Source organism: Luteimonas sp. A501, assembly GCF_054052085.1.
Genome location: NZ_JBSVRI010000001.1, coordinates 222215 through 237440, shown reverse-complemented (window position 1 = coordinate 237440; position 15226 = coordinate 222215). Strand labels below are relative to the sequence as shown.

Below are 15226 nucleotides of genomic sequence, written 5' to 3'. Positions count from 1 at the left end.
GCAGCGTCAAAACCGGGGCTTTACGCGTGCAACCACGAGTTGCAGCAGGCTTCAACGGCTGGATTTCCAGCGCCCGGTGTACTCGGCCCGCGTATCGCACGCCATGCTTTCCATCATTCCGGGCGAGTTCTTCATCAGTGCACCCAGCGGACCCGACTCCTCGACCTGCGAGCTGTAGGCGATCCAGCCGTGTACATGTTCGCTGTCGACCAGCCGCGCCCGCGCATCGATTCCGATCTTCAGTATCCCGCCTACCTGCGTGGCCAGGTCATCGAACATAACTCCGCGCCAGTTGCCGGCATCGATCCGGGTCCAGCGGAGATACTCTTCCGGCACGGTCATGTACCTGTCCGGGTGGAAGCTTCCATTCCAGGTGATCGGCACGTCGCCCGTGGTCGGCGTGCCCATGGCCATGGGAATCCCGCTGCGGGCCAGCAGCGGACACCTGGCCAGGTCCATTGGCGTCGAGACGAACTCCCAGATCCCGTCACGCGGACCATGGTCGGCTCCGGGGAACAGCTCGATCGGGCAGTCACCGGAGCCGCCAAAGTTGCGATGGATCTCCTTCGTGGATTTCGCGACCCAGGTCATTTCGCCAAAGGCCATCACGAACGTCATGTCGGCGGCGCCGGCTGGCGCGGCTTCGCCGGTCAGCACCTCGACGTCCTCCACGGTCAGGCTGGACAGCATGCAGCGGCAGCCGCCAACGTCGCAGTCCGCGGCCACGATCTTCTTTTCCGCCTGCGCGGACGGCGTCGCAAGCAGCGCCCCGAGGCCGAGCAACGCGGTCAGCGTGAAACGGGGATGGATCATGGCTGCGCCCCTTCCACGGCGATGTCCGAGACCCAGCGCGCGGTGTAGCCCGAGTGCAGGGACATGCACTTCGTCGCCTCCCTCGCCAATCCCGAGGTCTCGACGTCGCCCCAGCCGCGGATGGTTTCCCGGTCGACCAGCTGCGCCCGCATGGTGGTGGCTATCGGCCCACCGGTCGGTCCCAGGGTGCCGCTCCAGTTGGCGTCGTCGATGCGGGACCACTGGATGAAGTGCGTACTCGTGGGCATGTACCTGTTAGGATCGAAGCGCCCGTCCCACGTGATGGCCATCCGCTGCGTGACCGGCGGATCGACGCCGAACATGGCGGCCATCGGACACTGGGACAGGTCCACCACGTCGGTCGTGATCTCCCAGACGCCATCCCGCGGACTGCTGGCCGGGCCTGGACCGGGAAACGGATCGATCGGGCAATCACCCGACCCGCCAAAGTTCCGGTGGATCTCGCCAGGGGTTTTCGCCACCCAGGTCATTTCGCCGAACGCCATCACCAGCGTCATGCCTTCGGCGCCCGCGGGTGCCTGTTCGCCGGTCAGCACCTCGACATCCTGGACCGTGAGGCTGGACAGCATGCATTGGCAGCCGCCGACGTCGCAGTCGGCGCCAATGACCTTTTTCGCCGCATGTGCCGGCGATGGCAGCATGGCGCCGATGCCGGCAAGCAGCATCGCCAGTGCAAATCGAAGAGCGATCACGGCTGCTCCTCGCCAGGGGGGGACATGACCCGCCGCCGGAGTTCATCGCGGCTGATCTTTCCGTTGTCCACGGGGATTCCTCCAAGCGCGTCCACCAGCTCCGCTTCAGCGGGGGTCAGCGCGCTGGCGGCCTGGTCCGGCACATCGACTGCAGGCGCATCGCCCTGGGAGACCCCGCAGCCTCCAAGAAGCAGCGCCAGCACTGCTGGCAGCAGCCCTCCCGCAGACCTGCCGCGGCGATCGATATCCATTGGCCTCCTCCCGTTGTCGAAGCCTCCCTACAGACGACGCCCGGCCCGGCTTCCGGACATTCACCAAGGCGCGCCCGGGCTTCTGCGTTCCGCAACCGCAAGGGTCCGGGCCGCCCGGGTCGGCTACCCTGTCCGGCTCCTGCCGCCCGCCGCCCGTCCGTGCCGATGACCGCCCCCCCGCACCGCTGCAACCGCCCCGACGCCCGCATCCGGAGGTCGATCGCCAGGCCACCGGCGCGGCGATGGATGTGCGCCGCCCTGCTCGCACTGGCGACGCTGCTGGTGCCCGGGACGGTCCTGGCCGCGATCGGCATGGACGATCTGCTGCCGGTGGACGAGGCCTTCGTGCTGCGGGTCGATGCCTCCGCGGCAGGTGGCATCGGGCTTGAGTGGACGATCGCCGAGGGCTACTACCTCTATCGCCACCGCATGGGCGCCGAACCCGTGGACGATGGGTTCCGCGCCGACCCGGCCGGGCTGCAGTTGCCTGCCGGCACGCCGTATACCGATGAATTCTTCGGCGACGTCGAAACCTACCGCGGCCGCGTGGCGGGCGTACTCCCGGGCACCGCGACGGCCGCACGCACCGGACTGAAGATCCGCTACCAGGGTTGCGCCGACGTCGGCATCTGCTATCCGCCACAGACGCGCACCGTGGCGGTGGCGCTGCCGGCTGCCGCAGCCGCGACCCCGAAGCAGGCCGATTCCGGCTTCGCCGCGCTGGGCCAGGCACTGGGCACGGGCGGCACGGGCGGCTCCGCACCGACAGTCAGCGGCGGCGCTGCCGGCGCGCTGCCGCTTCCGGAAGCGCAGGCCTTCGCATTCGAAGCCATTGCCGATGATGGCGATACCCTGCTGATGCGCTTCACACCGGCGCCGGGCTACTACCTCTACCGCGACCGCAGCAGCTTCACGCTGGAGGCCGACGGCATCCAGGCGGGCACGCCGCGCTGGCCGCGGGGGGTCGCACACCACGACGAGTATTTCGGCGAGGTGGTGGTCTATTTCGACCAGGTCAACGTGCCCCTGCCGCTGCGGCGCAGCCACGGCGAGGCGCGCGAAGCCACGCTCACGGCGACCTTCCAGGGCTGCCAGGACGGAGGCATCTGCTATCCGCCGATGACCCGCAGCGTGCGCGTGTCGCTGCCGGCGGGCACGGCGGCAACCGCAGCCGAGGCGGCAGCCACCGCGGGGGCAGCGGCGGATGCCGGCGACCCGGCCACCACCGACGCCGCTAGCGGCCCTGCGGGAACGGGGGGCGCAGGTGTCGCAAACGCGCAGGCCCCGCTCGCCGCCGGCATTGCTGATGCGCCGGACTCCGCAGCCACGGACGCTGCGGCGCCCATCAACGGCACGCCTGGCGCCACGGCCGACGCGGCCGCCGACAATGCCGCGCGCAGCAGGCCCCCGGCCATGCCGGACGGCGGTGGCCTTGGCCTGGCCCTGCTGCTGGCGCTGGCCGGCGGCATCCTGCTCAACCTCATGCCCTGCGTGCTGCCGATCCTTTCGCTCAAGGTCCTCGGCCTGGCGCAGGGTGGTGCCAGCCGCGCCCACGCCCGCCGCCAGGCGCTCTGGTACACCGCCGGCGTCCTGGTCGCGTTCGCCGTGGTCGGCCTGGCCGTACTCGCGCTGCGCGCCGCCGGCCAGGCCATGGGCTGGGGCTTCCAGCTGCAGCAGCCGGGCTTCGTGGCCGCGCTGGTGCTGCTGATGGCGGCGGTCGGCCTGAGCCTGTCGGGCGTGTTCAGCGTCGGCGGCAGCGCCAATCTCGGCCAGGGCCTGGCTGCGCGCAGCGGCCCGGTCGGCGATTTCTTCACCGGCGTGCTGGCCTGCGTGGTCGCCAGCCCCTGCATCGCGCCGTTCATGGGCGGCGCGCTGGCCTATGCCTTCTCCGCCTCGCCGGCCGCCGCGCTGCTGGTGTTCCTGGCCCTGGGCCTGGGCCTGGCGCTGCCGTTCCTGCTGGTCGGCCTGGTGCCGGCGCTGGCCGACCGCCTGCCAAGGCCGGGCGCGTGGATGGACACGCTCAAGCAGGTGCTGGCCTTCCCGATGTACCTCAGCGCGATCTGGCTGGCCTGGGTGCTGGGCCGCCAGCGCGGCGTCGACGCCATGGCCGTGGTGGCCGCCGGGGTGGCGGTGATGGCACTGGCGCTGTGGTGGCTGGAGCGCGCACGCATGCGCGGCGGCTGGCTGCGGCGGCTGCCGGCGATCGCGCTGCTGGTGCTGGCGCTGTCGTCCGCATGGCTGGTTGGCCGCATGCCGCCGCCGGTCGCGGCGGTGGCCGGGGCCGAAGGCGGCAGCGTCGCCTACTCCGCCGAGCGCCTGCGCGCCCTGCGCGACGCAGGCACCCCGGTCTTCGTGAACATGACCGCCGACTGGTGCGTGACCTGCAAGGCCAACGAGCGCAGCACGCTGTCCGGCGATGCCTTCAAGGACGCCCTGGCCCGCACCGGCGCCGCCTATATGGTCGGCGACTGGACCAACGTCGATCCGGAGATCAGCGCGTTCCTCGAGCAACACCGCGCCGTCGGCGTGCCGCTGTACGTGGTCTATCCGGGCGACGGCGGCGAAGGCCACGTACTGCCGGCCGTGCTCGACCCCGACACCGCGGTCGCGGCGCTTGAACGGGCGGCACGCTGATGCGCACGCGCAGCATCCTGCTGGTAGCGCTGGCCGCGGGCGTCCTTGGCGTGGTGGCCGGGCTGGCGGTGAACGGCCCCGGTCCGCTGCTGCGCACCGAGCTCGGGCAGCGCGCGGTACAACATGCGATGGATGCCGTGGCCCCGGCGCCGCCCGGGGACCTCGCGATCGCGAAGCGCGGCGACCCGGTGCCGACCATCACCCTGCCCGACCTGTCCGGCCGTCCGCGCACCCTGCCCGAAGAGTTCGCGGGCCGCCCGCTGCTGGTCAATTTCTGGGCCAGCTGGTGCGGCCCCTGCATCGAGGAAATGCCCGAACTCGACCGCTTCACCGCCGAACAGGGTGACGACGGAGTGCAGGTGATCGGCATCGCGCTCGACGACCAGGCGGCCGTGGAGGAATTCCTGGAGCGCATCCCGGTGCGCTATCCGATCCTGATCGACGCCGCCGGTCCGCGCGATTCCGGTGTCCAGCTCGGCAACCAGCGCGGGGTCCTGCCGTATACGGTGCTGGTCTCGGCCGACGGCCAGCTGCTCAAGCAGCGCATCGGTCCCTTCGTGCATGGCGAGCTGGACGACTGGGCGCGCAACCGCGACTGAATCAAACAAGCGTTTAAAACTGCGCTAATTCGCAAAACTTCGGCGATCTGGACACGATCCGCCGCTTGCCGCAGACTGACCGCCGTTTTTCGTGAAGGCGGATCCGCACCGGAGATGGACAGGCTTCTGGTCCTCCACGGCCCCAACCTCAACCTGCTCGGCAGCCGCGAGCCGGAGATCTATGGCCGCGACACCCTGGCCGCGATCGACGCCGGGCTGCGCGCGCGCGCGGAGTCCGCGGGGCTGGCGTTCGAAAGCCTGCAGTCCAACGCCGAGCACGTGCTGGTGGACCGGGTCCAGGCCGCCGCCGGCGACGGGACCTGCTTCATCCTGCTCAACCCGGCCGCATTCACCCACACCTCGGTGGCGCTGCGCGACGCGCTGGCCGCGGTCGCGATCCCCTTCATCGAAGTGCACCTGTCCAACCCGCACGCCCGCGAACCCTTCCGCCGCCAGAGCTTCTTCAGCGACCTGGCGGTGGGCGTGGTCGCAGGCTTCGGCGCCGCCAGCTACGCGCTTGCGCTGGATGCCGCCCTGCCCCGCCTGGCGCGGGCGGGCTGAGGCCGGATTCCGGATTCACCGTCCACGACCCACGATTCCCCGATTGCCACTGCCGGCACCTGCCGGCACCACCAGAGAGGCCCGCATGGACCTGAGAAAAATCAAGAAGCTGATCGACCTGCTCGAGGACTCCAACCTCGCCGAGATCGAGATCAAGGAGGGCGAGGAGTCCGTGCGCCTGGCGCGCACGCCGCGCGGCTATGCGCCGCAGGCGCCGGCCCAGTTCATCCAGGCCGGCGCGCAGCCCGAGCCGGTGATGCCGATGCAGTCGCCCGTCCAGGCCGCCACCGGCGGCCGGCCGGCCGAGCCCACCGGTCCAGCTCTTCCCGACGGCCACGTCGTGCGCTCGCCGATGGTCGGCACGTTCTACGCATCGCCCGCGCCGGACAAGCCGGCCTTCGTCACCGTCGGCCAGGTGGTCGGCGCCGGCGACACGCTGGGCATCATCGAAGCCATGAAGATGTTCAACCCGATCGAGGCCGACGTCGCCGGCACGGTGCTGGCGATCGTCGGCGAGAGCGGACAGCCGGTCGAGTTCGACCAGCCGCTGTTCGTGATCGGCTGAGGCCCGACGACATGCCCCTCGACAAGGTCGTCATCGCCAACCGCGGCGAGATCGCGCTGCGCATCCTGCGCGCCTGCCACGCGCTGGGCATCCGCACGGTCGCGGTGCATTCCACCGTCGACCGCAACCTCAAGCACGTCGGCATGGCCGACGAGTCGGTGTGCATCGGCCCGGCGCCCTCGCCGCAGAGCTACCTGGACATGGCCAGCATCATCGCCGCCGCCGAGGTCACCGACGCCCAGGCGATCCACCCCGGCTACGGCTTCCTGGCCGAGAACGCCGACTTCGCCGAGCGCGTGGAGCAGTCGGGCTTCATCTTCATCGGCCCCAAGGCCGACACCATCCGGCTGATGGGCGACAAGGTGGAGGCGATCAAGGCCATGAAGGCCGCCGGCGTGCCCTGCGTGCCCGGCTCGGACGGCCCGCTGGGCGACGACGCCGCGGAGAACATCCGCCTGGCGCGCGGGATCGGCTATCCGGTGATCGTGAAGGCCGCCGGCGGCGGCGGCGGCCGCGGCATGCGCGTGGTCCACACCGAGGCCGCGCTGCCCGGCGCCGTGGCGACCACCAAGCAGGAGGCCAAGGCGGCCTTCGGCAACGACATGGTCTACATGGAGAAGTTCCTCGAGAACCCGCGCCACATCGAGATCCAGGTGCTGGCCGACGGCCAGGGCAACGCCATCCACCTGGGCGAGCGCGATTGTTCGATGCAGCGCCGCCACCAGAAGGTGGTCGAGGAAGCGCCGGCGCCCGGCATCACCGACGCGATGCGCGCGGAGATCGGCCAGGTCTGCGTGGATGCATGCATCCGCATCGGCTACCGCGGCGCCGGCACCTTCGAATTCCTGTTCGAGGACGGCCGTTTCTACTTCATCGAGATGAACACCCGCATCCAGGTCGAGCACCCGGTCACCGAGATGGTCACCGGCATCGACCTGATCCGCGAGCAGCTGATGATCGCCGCCGGGCGGCCGCTGTCGATCCGCCAGAAAGACGTGGTGATCCGCGGCCACGCGATCGAGTGCCGGATCAACGCCGAGGACCCGGACAGCTTCATGCCCTCGCCCGGGCTGATCCAGCACTTCCACGCGCCGGGCGGGCCGGGCGTGCGCGTGGACAGCCACGTTTACGAGGGCTACCGGGTGCCGGCCAACTACGACTCGATGATCGGCAAGCTGATCGTGCACGGCGCCGACCGCGACCAGGCGATCTGCCGCATGCGCGTGGCGCTCAGCGAGATGGTGGTGGACGGCATCCGCACCAATATCCCGCTGCAGCAGCGGATCCTGGCGGACAGTGGTTTCGAGGAAGGCGGGCGCAATATCCACTACCTGGAAAAGCGCTTGACCGAGCGCAAGGACACCTCGCTCTCGATCCTCTGACAGGCGCCGCCCCACGGGGCGGCGCACATTGCCGTTGGCGGCACCATGCGGCAGCGCAACATGGTGAGCCCGGCCACCTCGCATATGCTCGGTCGTTCACCGGGCACGGGGGCCGGTACCAACGACAAGGGAGAGAGGATCGATGCGCGTTCGCAAGAGCAGGGTCGCCACCGCCGTGCTGGGCGGCCTTCTGGCCACGGCCACCGCCGGGATCGTATTTGCACAGCCACCTACCGCTGCGCCCGCGCCCAAGGGCGCAACCACTGATGACAAAACCTCGGCCGAGAGGCCCTGGAGCATCGGCGGTGGCGACATCGGCATCCGCTGGAACCATGACCTTGCCGGCGACCTCGGCATGCGCATCGTGCCCGCCTCCGTCCACGGCCAGCCCACCTCCGACGGCTCCGAGCGCTTCGCGCTGCAGGACGCCCGGCAGATGCGCTTCATCGTCGACAACGGCTACGCCCGTGAAATGGCCGGCGGTGCCCTGCAGGCCCGCGGCGGTTACGTGGTGCAGCTGAAGGGCGGCAACATCGACCTTGACGGCTTCCGCCTGGTGCCGCGCGCCGTCAAGCGCGGCGCCGAACCCGAGTTCGACCTGGTCGACGCCAAGGGCGTGGCCTGGTTCCACGTCGACCATGTGATGCACGAGCTGCTGGACGATCCGGCATCGTTCACCATCGGCTCGTCCGACATCCGCATCAGCGAACGCCTGGCCAAGCGCATCGGCGCCCCGTATGCCGCCGGCATGGCGATCGCCGAACTGCAGCTCGACGTTCCGGTACAGATGCGTGGCAGCGGCGACCTGCGGCCGCAGGCCAACCACATCACCTGGGACGGCGACCCGGCACCCGACGGCAGCACCTACCAGAACGACATCTTCATGCTCAGCACCTTCGCGCAGTACCTGCGCTGCCAGGACTGCACCGGAGCAGAGGGCAGCGGCACCATGGCCATCGCGCCGTCGGCGACGCTGAAGAACAACGTCAACGAGGGCAGCATCAACGCCACCGTGCCCAACGACCCGCTGGGCACCAGCAGCGCGATGTGGACGGCCAGCATCCCGTGGCACCAGAAGTTCACGGGCAATTCGGCGCCGTACAACAACGACCAGCATCCCTACCTGATCTGGAACATGTACCGGACCAATGCCGATGGCAGCTTCGAGCAGATCGGCCGCTCGGGCGTGAAGCACGCGTACCTGACCACCAACGGCAGCTGCCTGGACAGCAACGACCACCACGGCCACGCGCTCGGCCGCGGCTGCACCGACACCTACTCCGTCGGCAATAACGACTACACCCAGGGCATGACCTCGCGCGACGAGATCCTGCCGTCTTCCGGGCTCTGGGGGCGCTGCGGCTCGGTCTTTGATCCGGACTGCAACGGCATCCAGAACACCGCGCCCGGCGACAACTACGTCCACCGCCTGCTGGTCGGCGAGTCACAGGTGTCGCCGTCCGCCAACCCGGGCGCCACCTGGATGTTCGAGTCCTGGTACGTGGCCCGCAAGGACATCAACATCTACAACTCGATGTCCACCAAGGTCACCAACCCGTCGTGGACCGGAAGCATCTGGAACATCGGGACCAGTGCGGAACGCCTGGGCTCGGCCATCGACCGCTGGTTCGACTCCGGCGGCGCGACGATGAATCCGCGCAACCCGCACATGAACCCGACCAAGGAGCGCAAGCTCATCACCGAGCTCGTGTCCGGGGACTCGCACGCCAAGCTGGCGGTCAAGGCCAGGCGCCTGGCGGGCGGCCTCTGGCAGTACCACTACGCGCTGATGAACTTCGACTTCGCGTTCGCGGAAACCGAGGGCAACTCGCCCAACCTGCGCATCCACTCCACGCAGGGTTTCGACGCCTTTGCGCTGGCCACCGCATCGGGTGACGCCGTCACCGCCACCACGGTCCGCGATGGCGACCTCGACGCGGCGAACGACTGGGCCTTCGAGGCCGGCGCCAACAGCATCGAGTGGAGCACCGGCTCCAGCGGCCGTTCGCTGGGCTGGGGTGAGCTGTACTCGTTCACCGTGCTGTCCACCCAGGCCCCGGTGAGCGGGACCGCGACGCTGCGCGCCGACGGCACCGGCCGTGGCACCGCTTACCAGGTCGAGACCCTGGTGCCGGGCCGCTGAGCCCTCTTGCCGGCCCGGGGCATTCCCGGGCCGGCAAACCCGACGCGCTGGCCGGTACCATGGCGTTTCCCTGGTCCGGCCACCGCGTGATGCCCTTCCTTGAACTGACCCTGCACTGCCGCGAATCCGAACAACCCCGCTACGAGCACGCCTTCGACGACGTCGGCGCACTGGCGGTGACCATGCTCGATGCGGACGCCGATACCGGCAACGAACGCGCGATCCTCGAGCCCGGCGTAGGCGAAACCCCGCTCTGGGCGGCGATCTCGCTGAGCGCGCTGTTCCCGCACGACGCCGATGCCCTGCTGTTGCTCGCTGCACTGGAAAGCTTCGACTCCGGCCTGGACTGGAGCCGGGTTTCGTTCCGCAACGTCGAGGACCAGGACTGGGAGCGCGCATGGATGGACCAGTACGTGCCGCTGCGCTTCGGCGAACGCACCTGGATCGTGCCCTGGAACCACGACTTGCCCGACGGCGCCGAGGGCGACGAGGCCGCCATCGTGCGCCTGGACCCCGGCCTGGCCTTCGGCTCCGGCACCCACCCCACCACGGCGCTGTGCCTGCGCTGGCTGGACGGCCTGGCCGCCGACGGCCTGCTGGACGGCGTCCGCGTGCTCGACTTCGGCTGCGGCAGCGGCATCCTGGCGCTGGCCGCGCTCAAGCTCGGCGCCGCCCACGCCACCGGCATCGACAACGACCCACAGGCACTACTCGCCACCGCCGACAACGCCGAGCGCAATGCCGTGGGCGAGCGCATGTCGGTATACGCACCCGAAGGCGCACCCGACGGCACCTGGCCGGTGGTGGTCGCCAACATCCTCGCGTCCGCGCTGGATGCGCTGGCAGGCACGCTTGCCGCGCGCGTCGCGCCCGGTGGCCGGCTGGCGCTGTCGGGGATCCTCGACGGCCAACAGGGGCCACTGCTCGCGCGCTATGGCGAATGGTTCGATGAGCTCTCGGTCGCGATCGAAGGTGACTGGGTTCGCATTGACGGCATCCGGCGCCGCTGACGGCTGCCCGCCGCGCCGCGCGCGTGCTTGAATAGGGCGCATGTTCGTCAACTGTCCCTCCTGCCGCGGCCTGGTCGCCACCGACCCGGCCAGCGACCTGCCTCCGGAGCGCTGCCCGCGCTGCGCGGCACCGTTGCGCGATCTTCCCGGCGGCGCGGTTGCCCCGGTGGGCGATGCCCGCAGCGGCGTGGCGGCGGCGATTTCGGAATCGTTCGACGGGCCGGCGACAACCGCCGGGAATCCGGCGGACGACGGCGCTGCGCAACCCGCGATATCGCTCGCCACGCTGCTGCAGGCGCCGGTGACGGCGCCCATGTCGCATCCGCCCGGCGTGGTTGGTGACGGATCGCTTGAAGCAGCGCCGGAAGGATCTGCTGAAGGCACGACAGGGAACGTGCCGGAAGATGGGGCCGGGGCAGCGGATGAAGCGCTGGACGAGACATCCCTTGCGAGCGCGGCGCCAGCGGAAGCCCACGATCCCGCGCAGACCTGCGGACCAGGCCCGAAGCCCGCACCTGCAGTGACACCTGCAGCTACAGCTGCACCCGCCCCTGACCCGGAACAAACGACCGCTCCTGCGCCCAAGCCGCAGCGCGCCACCGGCCGCGCCGCCCCAAGCTTCGCGCGCACCCGGCGCACCGGCCCCCCGGAGGCACGCTCGGGCCGCACCTGGGCACTGCCCGCCGCCATCGTCGCGCTGGCGCTGCTGCTGTTGCTGCAGTGGCTGCTTGCCGACCGCGCGCGCCTGGCCGCCGACCCGGGCTGGCGGCCCGTGGTCGCGGGCGTCTGCGGGCTGCTGCGGTGCAGCCTGCCGCCGTGGCGCGAGCCTGCGGCGTTCGTATTGCTTGAACGCGATGTGCGCCCGCATCCACAGGCCGCCAATGCGCTGCGCATCGCCGCCAGCTTCCGCAACGACGCCGCCTGGCCACAGCCCTGGCCCGGGATCGTGCTGACGCTGTCGGACATCGACGGCCGTCCGCTCGGCACGCGCGCATTCACCGCCGCGGAGTACCTCGGCGGCGAACCACCAACGGAGCTGCTCGGCAGTGGCCAGGGCGCAATGATCCGCATGGACGTGCTTGAGCCGGGCCCGGGGGCGGTGGGCTTCGCATTTGATTTCCACGATGGCCCCGAGCCGATGGCAGCCGCGCGCGCCGCGCGTTAAACTCGTTTCCGATCGCGCGCTTGCGCGACATGGTCCAGGGGTCCGATTGAACGCCGCCGACAGCAACGAGCCGCAGACCCGCGGCACGCAACGGGCGCCGCTGCGCGAGCACGTGGCGAACGCCGTGCGCCGCTACATCCGCGACCTCGACGGCTGCGATGCGGGAAACCTGTACGACATCGCCCTGCGCGAGCTCGAGATCCCCTTGTTCGTCGAAGTGCTCAACCACTGCGAGGGCAACCAGAGCCGCGCCGCGGCCATGCTTGGCATCCACCGCGCGACCCTGCGCCGCAAGCTGCGCGACTACGGGATCCTCTGACCCGCGCGCACCCGCGCCACCGCGGCCAGGTTGCTGCCGCGCCGTATAATCGCGGTGTCCCCGCAACCCCCACATGCCATGACCTCCGATCGCCTGCCCCTGCGCCGGGCCCTGCTGTCCGTGTCCGACAAGACCGGCCTGGTTGAACTCGCCCGGGCGCTTGCCGCGCGGGGCGTCGAACTGCTGTCCACAGGCGGCACGGCCCGGACCCTTCGCGAGGCCGGCCTCGCGGTGCGCGACGTGGCGGACGCCACCGGCTTCCCGGAAATGATGGACGGCCGGGTCAAGACCCTGCACCCGGTGGTGCACGGCGGCCTGCTCGGGCGCGCCGGCGTCGACGAGGCGGTGATGGCCGAACACGGCATCGGCGCCATCGACCTGCTGGTGCTGAACCTCTATCCCTTCGAATCGGTCACCGCGAAGGCGGACTGCACGCTCGCCGACGCGGTCGAGAACATCGACATCGGCGGCCCGGCGATGCTGCGCTCGGCGGCGAAGAACTTCGCGCGCGTGGCGGTGGCGACCGATCCGGCGCAATACGCCGGCATCGTCGACGAACTGGACGCGCACGACGGCACGCTGTCGGCCGCGACCCGCTTCGCGCTCTCGGTGGCCGCGTTCAACCGCGTGGCGCAGTACGACGCGGCGATCGGCAACTACCTGTCGGCGATCGGCGACGCCACCGCCGACGTGCCGGCGCGCGCCGAGTTCCCGGCGCAGATGGCCACCGCCTTCGTGAAGGTGATGGACCTGCGCTACGGCGAGAACCCGCACCAGTCGGGCGCCTTCTACCGCGACCTGCATCCGGTGCCCGGCACGTTGGCCACGTTCACCCAGCTGCAGGGCAAGGAGCTCAGCTACAACAACCTCGCCGACGCCGATTCGGCCTGGGAATGCGTGCGCCAGTTCGACGCGCCCGCCTGCGTGATCGTGAAGCACGCCAATCCCTGCGGCGTGGCCACCGCGGCCGGCTGCGGCGAGGCCTACGAGCGCGCGTACGCGACCGACCCGACCTCGGCCTTCGGCGGCATCCTCGCCTTCAACACCATGCTCGACGCGGCCACCGCGAAGGCGATCCTGGACCGCCAGTTCGTCGAGGTGCTGATTGCGCCCGACTACGAGCCCGCCGCGCTGGCGTACTGCGCGAAGAAGGCCAACGTCCGCGTGCTGCGCATCCCGCACGGCGAGGGCATGAACAACTACGACAGCAAGCGCATCGGCTCCGGTCTGCTGCTGCAGTCCTCGGACACGCGCGGCATGACGGCCGGCGAGTTGAGGCAGGTGACCAGGCGCGCGCCGACCGCGGCCGAGCTGCGCGACCTGCTGTTCGCATGGCGCGTGGCCAAGTACGTGAAGTCCAACGCCATCGTGTACGCGAAGGACAGCGCCACCATCGGCGTGGGCGCCGGGCAGATGAGCCGCGTGTACTCGGCGCGCATCGCCGGCATCAAGGCCGCCGACGCGGGGCTGGTGGTGCCGGGTTCGGTGATGGCATCGGATGCGTTCTTCCCGTTCCGCGACGGCCTGGACGCCGCTGGCGAGGCGGGCATCCGCGCGGTGATCCAGCCCGGTGGTTCGATGCGCGATGCAGAGGTGATCGCCGCGGCCGACGAGCACGACATCGCGATGGTGTTCACCGGCGTCCGGCACTTCAGGCATTGATTCCATTCGCGCCTGTGGCGCGAATCGCCCCCTGGCTCAGGGGGCTATCTTGAACAGACACCTCAAACAGACACTTCGAGGCGGTTGCACACGATGAAGGTCCTGGTCATTGGTTCCGGTGGTCGCGAGCATGCGCTGGCGTGGAAGCTGGCGCAGTCTCCGCGCGTCGATGAGGTGCTGGTCGCGCCGGGCAACGCGGGCACCGCGACCGAAGCGGGCTGCCGCAACGTCGACGTGAAAGCCACCGACATCGATGCGCTGCTGGCGCTGGCCCGCGACGAGGGCGTGGCCTTCACCGTGGTCGGTCCCGAGGCGCCCCTGGTGGCGGGCATCGTCGATCGTTTCCAGGCCGCGGGCCTGCGCATCTTCGGGCCGTCCGCCGCGGCCGCGAAGCTCGAGGGCAGCAAGGCCTTCGCCAAGGATTTCCTTGCCCGCCACGGCATCCCGACCGCGCACTACGCGGTGTTCACCGAGGTCGAACCCGCGCTGGCGTACCTGCGCGACGCGGGCGCGCCGATCGTGGTCAAGGCCGACGGCCTGGCCGCGGGCAAGGGCGTGATCGTGGCGATGACCCTCGCCGAGGCCGAGGCCGCGGTGCGCGACATGCTCGGCGGCGATGCCTTCGGCGAGGCCGGCGCGCGGGTTGTGATCGAGGAGTTCCTGGACGGCGAGGAAGCCAGCTTCATCGCCATGGTCGACGGCAGCTTTGCGCTGCCGATGGCCACCAGCCAGGACCACAAGCGCGTGGGCGACGGCGACACCGGCCCCAACACCGGCGGCATGGGCGCGTACTCGCCGGCACCGGTGGTCACGCCCGCGGTGTACGCGCGGATCATGCGCGAAGTGATCGAGCCGACGGTCGCTGGCATGGCCGCCGACGGCGTGCCGTTCAGCGGTTTCCTCTATGCGGGCCTGATGATCGATGCCGACGGCGCGCCCAAGGTGATCGAGTTCAACGTGCGCTTCGGCGACCCGGAAACGCAGCCGATCATGATGCGCCTGCGCTCGGACTTCGCGACGCTCGTCGAGGCCGGCATCGATGGCGCGCTGGATGGCGCCGACGCCGACTGGGACCCGCGCCCGGCGCTGGGCGTGGTGATGGCGGCCGAAGGCTATCCGGCCACGCCGCGCACCGGCGACGTGATCAGCGTGCCGGACATGCCCGGCACCGGCGACGTCCGCGTCTTCCACGCCGGCACGCGGCTGGAGAACGGTCATGCGGTCACCGCGGGCGGTCGCGTACTCTGCGTCTGCGCGCTGGGCGACAGCGTTGCCGAAGCGCAGCAGCGCGCGCATACCGCCACGGCAGGCATCACCTGGCCCGGCGAATTCCATCGCAGCGACATCGGCTGGCGCGCCATCGCACGCGAGCACGACCCACAGGCCTGACCCCCGGCCACCACAGGAGC

14 protein-coding genes are annotated in these 15226 nt (G+C 70.3%); 11 read left to right on the top strand and 3 right to left on the bottom strand.

The window, feature by feature from the left end; all coding sequences use genetic code 11:
* Nucleotides 1–51: 51 nt before the first annotated feature.
* The 3 genes from ACW7G5_RS01070 to ACW7G5_RS01060 are packed head-to-tail and all read right to left on the bottom strand — an operon-like array spanning nt 52 to nt 1777.
* Complete coding sequence (locus tag ACW7G5_RS01070; RefSeq protein ID WP_457001067.1) at nt 52–813, bottom strand: hypothetical protein; 762 nt, start codon at nt 811–813, stop codon at nt 52–54.
* The gene (locus tag ACW7G5_RS01065; RefSeq protein WP_457001065.1) at nt 810–1499 is read right to left on the bottom strand and encodes a hypothetical protein; all 690 of its coding nucleotides are present in this window, start codon (nt 1497–1499) and stop codon (nt 810–812) included. The genes ACW7G5_RS01070 and ACW7G5_RS01065 overlap by 4 nt, the downstream gene beginning before the upstream one ends.
* A 23-nt stretch (nt 1500–1522) precedes the next feature.
* The gene (locus ACW7G5_RS01060; RefSeq protein ID WP_457001063.1) at nt 1523–1777 is read right to left on the bottom strand and encodes a hypothetical protein; all 255 of its coding nucleotides are present in this window, start codon (nt 1775–1777) and stop codon (nt 1523–1525) included.
* A 246-nt stretch (nt 1778–2023) separates the two neighbouring features.
* Here ACW7G5_RS01060 and ACW7G5_RS01055 point away from each other — a divergent pair, with 246 nt between their 5' ends.
* The 11 genes from ACW7G5_RS01055 (at nt 2024) to purD (ending at nt 15206) form a co-directional block, all read left to right on the top strand.
* On the top strand, nt 2024–4411 hold the full coding sequence (locus ACW7G5_RS01055) for a protein-disulfide reductase DsbD family protein (protein WP_457001061.1): 2388 nt from the start codon (nt 2024–2026) through the stop codon (nt 4409–4411).
* Complete coding sequence (locus ACW7G5_RS01050) at nt 4411–5010, top strand: TlpA family protein disulfide reductase (RefSeq protein ID WP_457001060.1); 600 nt, start codon at nt 4411–4413, stop codon at nt 5008–5010. The genes ACW7G5_RS01055 and ACW7G5_RS01050 overlap by 1 nt, the downstream gene beginning before the upstream one ends.
* Nucleotides 5011–5124: 114 nt before the next feature.
* Entirely contained in the window at nt 5125–5571 is a 447-nt protein-coding gene (gene aroQ / locus ACW7G5_RS01045) for a type II 3-dehydroquinate dehydratase (RefSeq protein ID WP_457001058.1), read from the top strand.
* An 85-nt stretch (nt 5572–5656) separates the two neighbouring features.
* A complete protein-coding gene (gene accB, locus ACW7G5_RS01040; protein ID WP_457001057.1) occupies nt 5657–6136 on the top strand; it encodes an acetyl-CoA carboxylase biotin carboxyl carrier protein in 480 nt (159 codons plus the stop codon).
* An 11-nt stretch (nt 6137–6147) separates the two neighbouring features.
* Nucleotides 6148–7518 carry an acetyl-CoA carboxylase biotin carboxylase subunit gene (gene accC / locus ACW7G5_RS01035; RefSeq protein ID WP_457001055.1) on the top strand — a complete coding sequence of 457 codons (1371 nt, stop codon included), beginning with the start codon at nt 6148–6150 and terminating at the stop codon, nt 7516–7518.
* A 142-nt stretch (nt 7519–7660) separates the two neighbouring features.
* Complete coding sequence (locus ACW7G5_RS01030; RefSeq protein WP_457001053.1) at nt 7661–9661, top strand: hypothetical protein; 2001 nt, start codon at nt 7661–7663, stop codon at nt 9659–9661.
* Between the two features lie 89 nt (nt 9662–9750).
* A complete protein-coding gene (prmA, locus tag ACW7G5_RS01025) occupies nt 9751–10671 on the top strand; it encodes a 50S ribosomal protein L11 methyltransferase (RefSeq protein WP_457002800.1) in 921 nt (306 codons plus the stop codon).
* A gap of 40 nt (nt 10672–10711) precedes the next feature.
* The gene (locus ACW7G5_RS01020) at nt 10712–11836 is read left to right on the top strand and encodes a DUF3426 domain-containing protein (protein ID WP_457001051.1); all 1125 of its coding nucleotides are present in this window, start codon (nt 10712–10714) and stop codon (nt 11834–11836) included.
* A 46-nt stretch (nt 11837–11882) separates the two neighbouring features.
* Entirely contained in the window at nt 11883–12155 is a 273-nt protein-coding gene (gene fis, locus ACW7G5_RS01015) for a DNA-binding transcriptional regulator Fis (RefSeq protein WP_457001050.1), read from the top strand.
* A 78-nt stretch (nt 12156–12233) separates the two neighbouring features.
* Complete coding sequence (gene purH, locus ACW7G5_RS01010) at nt 12234–13817, top strand: bifunctional phosphoribosylaminoimidazolecarboxamide formyltransferase/IMP cyclohydrolase (protein ID WP_457001048.1); 1584 nt, start codon at nt 12234–12236, stop codon at nt 13815–13817.
* Between the two features lie 93 nt (nt 13818–13910).
* The gene (gene purD, locus ACW7G5_RS01005; RefSeq protein WP_457001046.1) at nt 13911–15206 is read left to right on the top strand and encodes a phosphoribosylamine--glycine ligase; all 1296 of its coding nucleotides are present in this window, start codon (nt 13911–13913) and stop codon (nt 15204–15206) included.
* Nucleotides 15207–15226 lie beyond the last annotated feature (20 nt).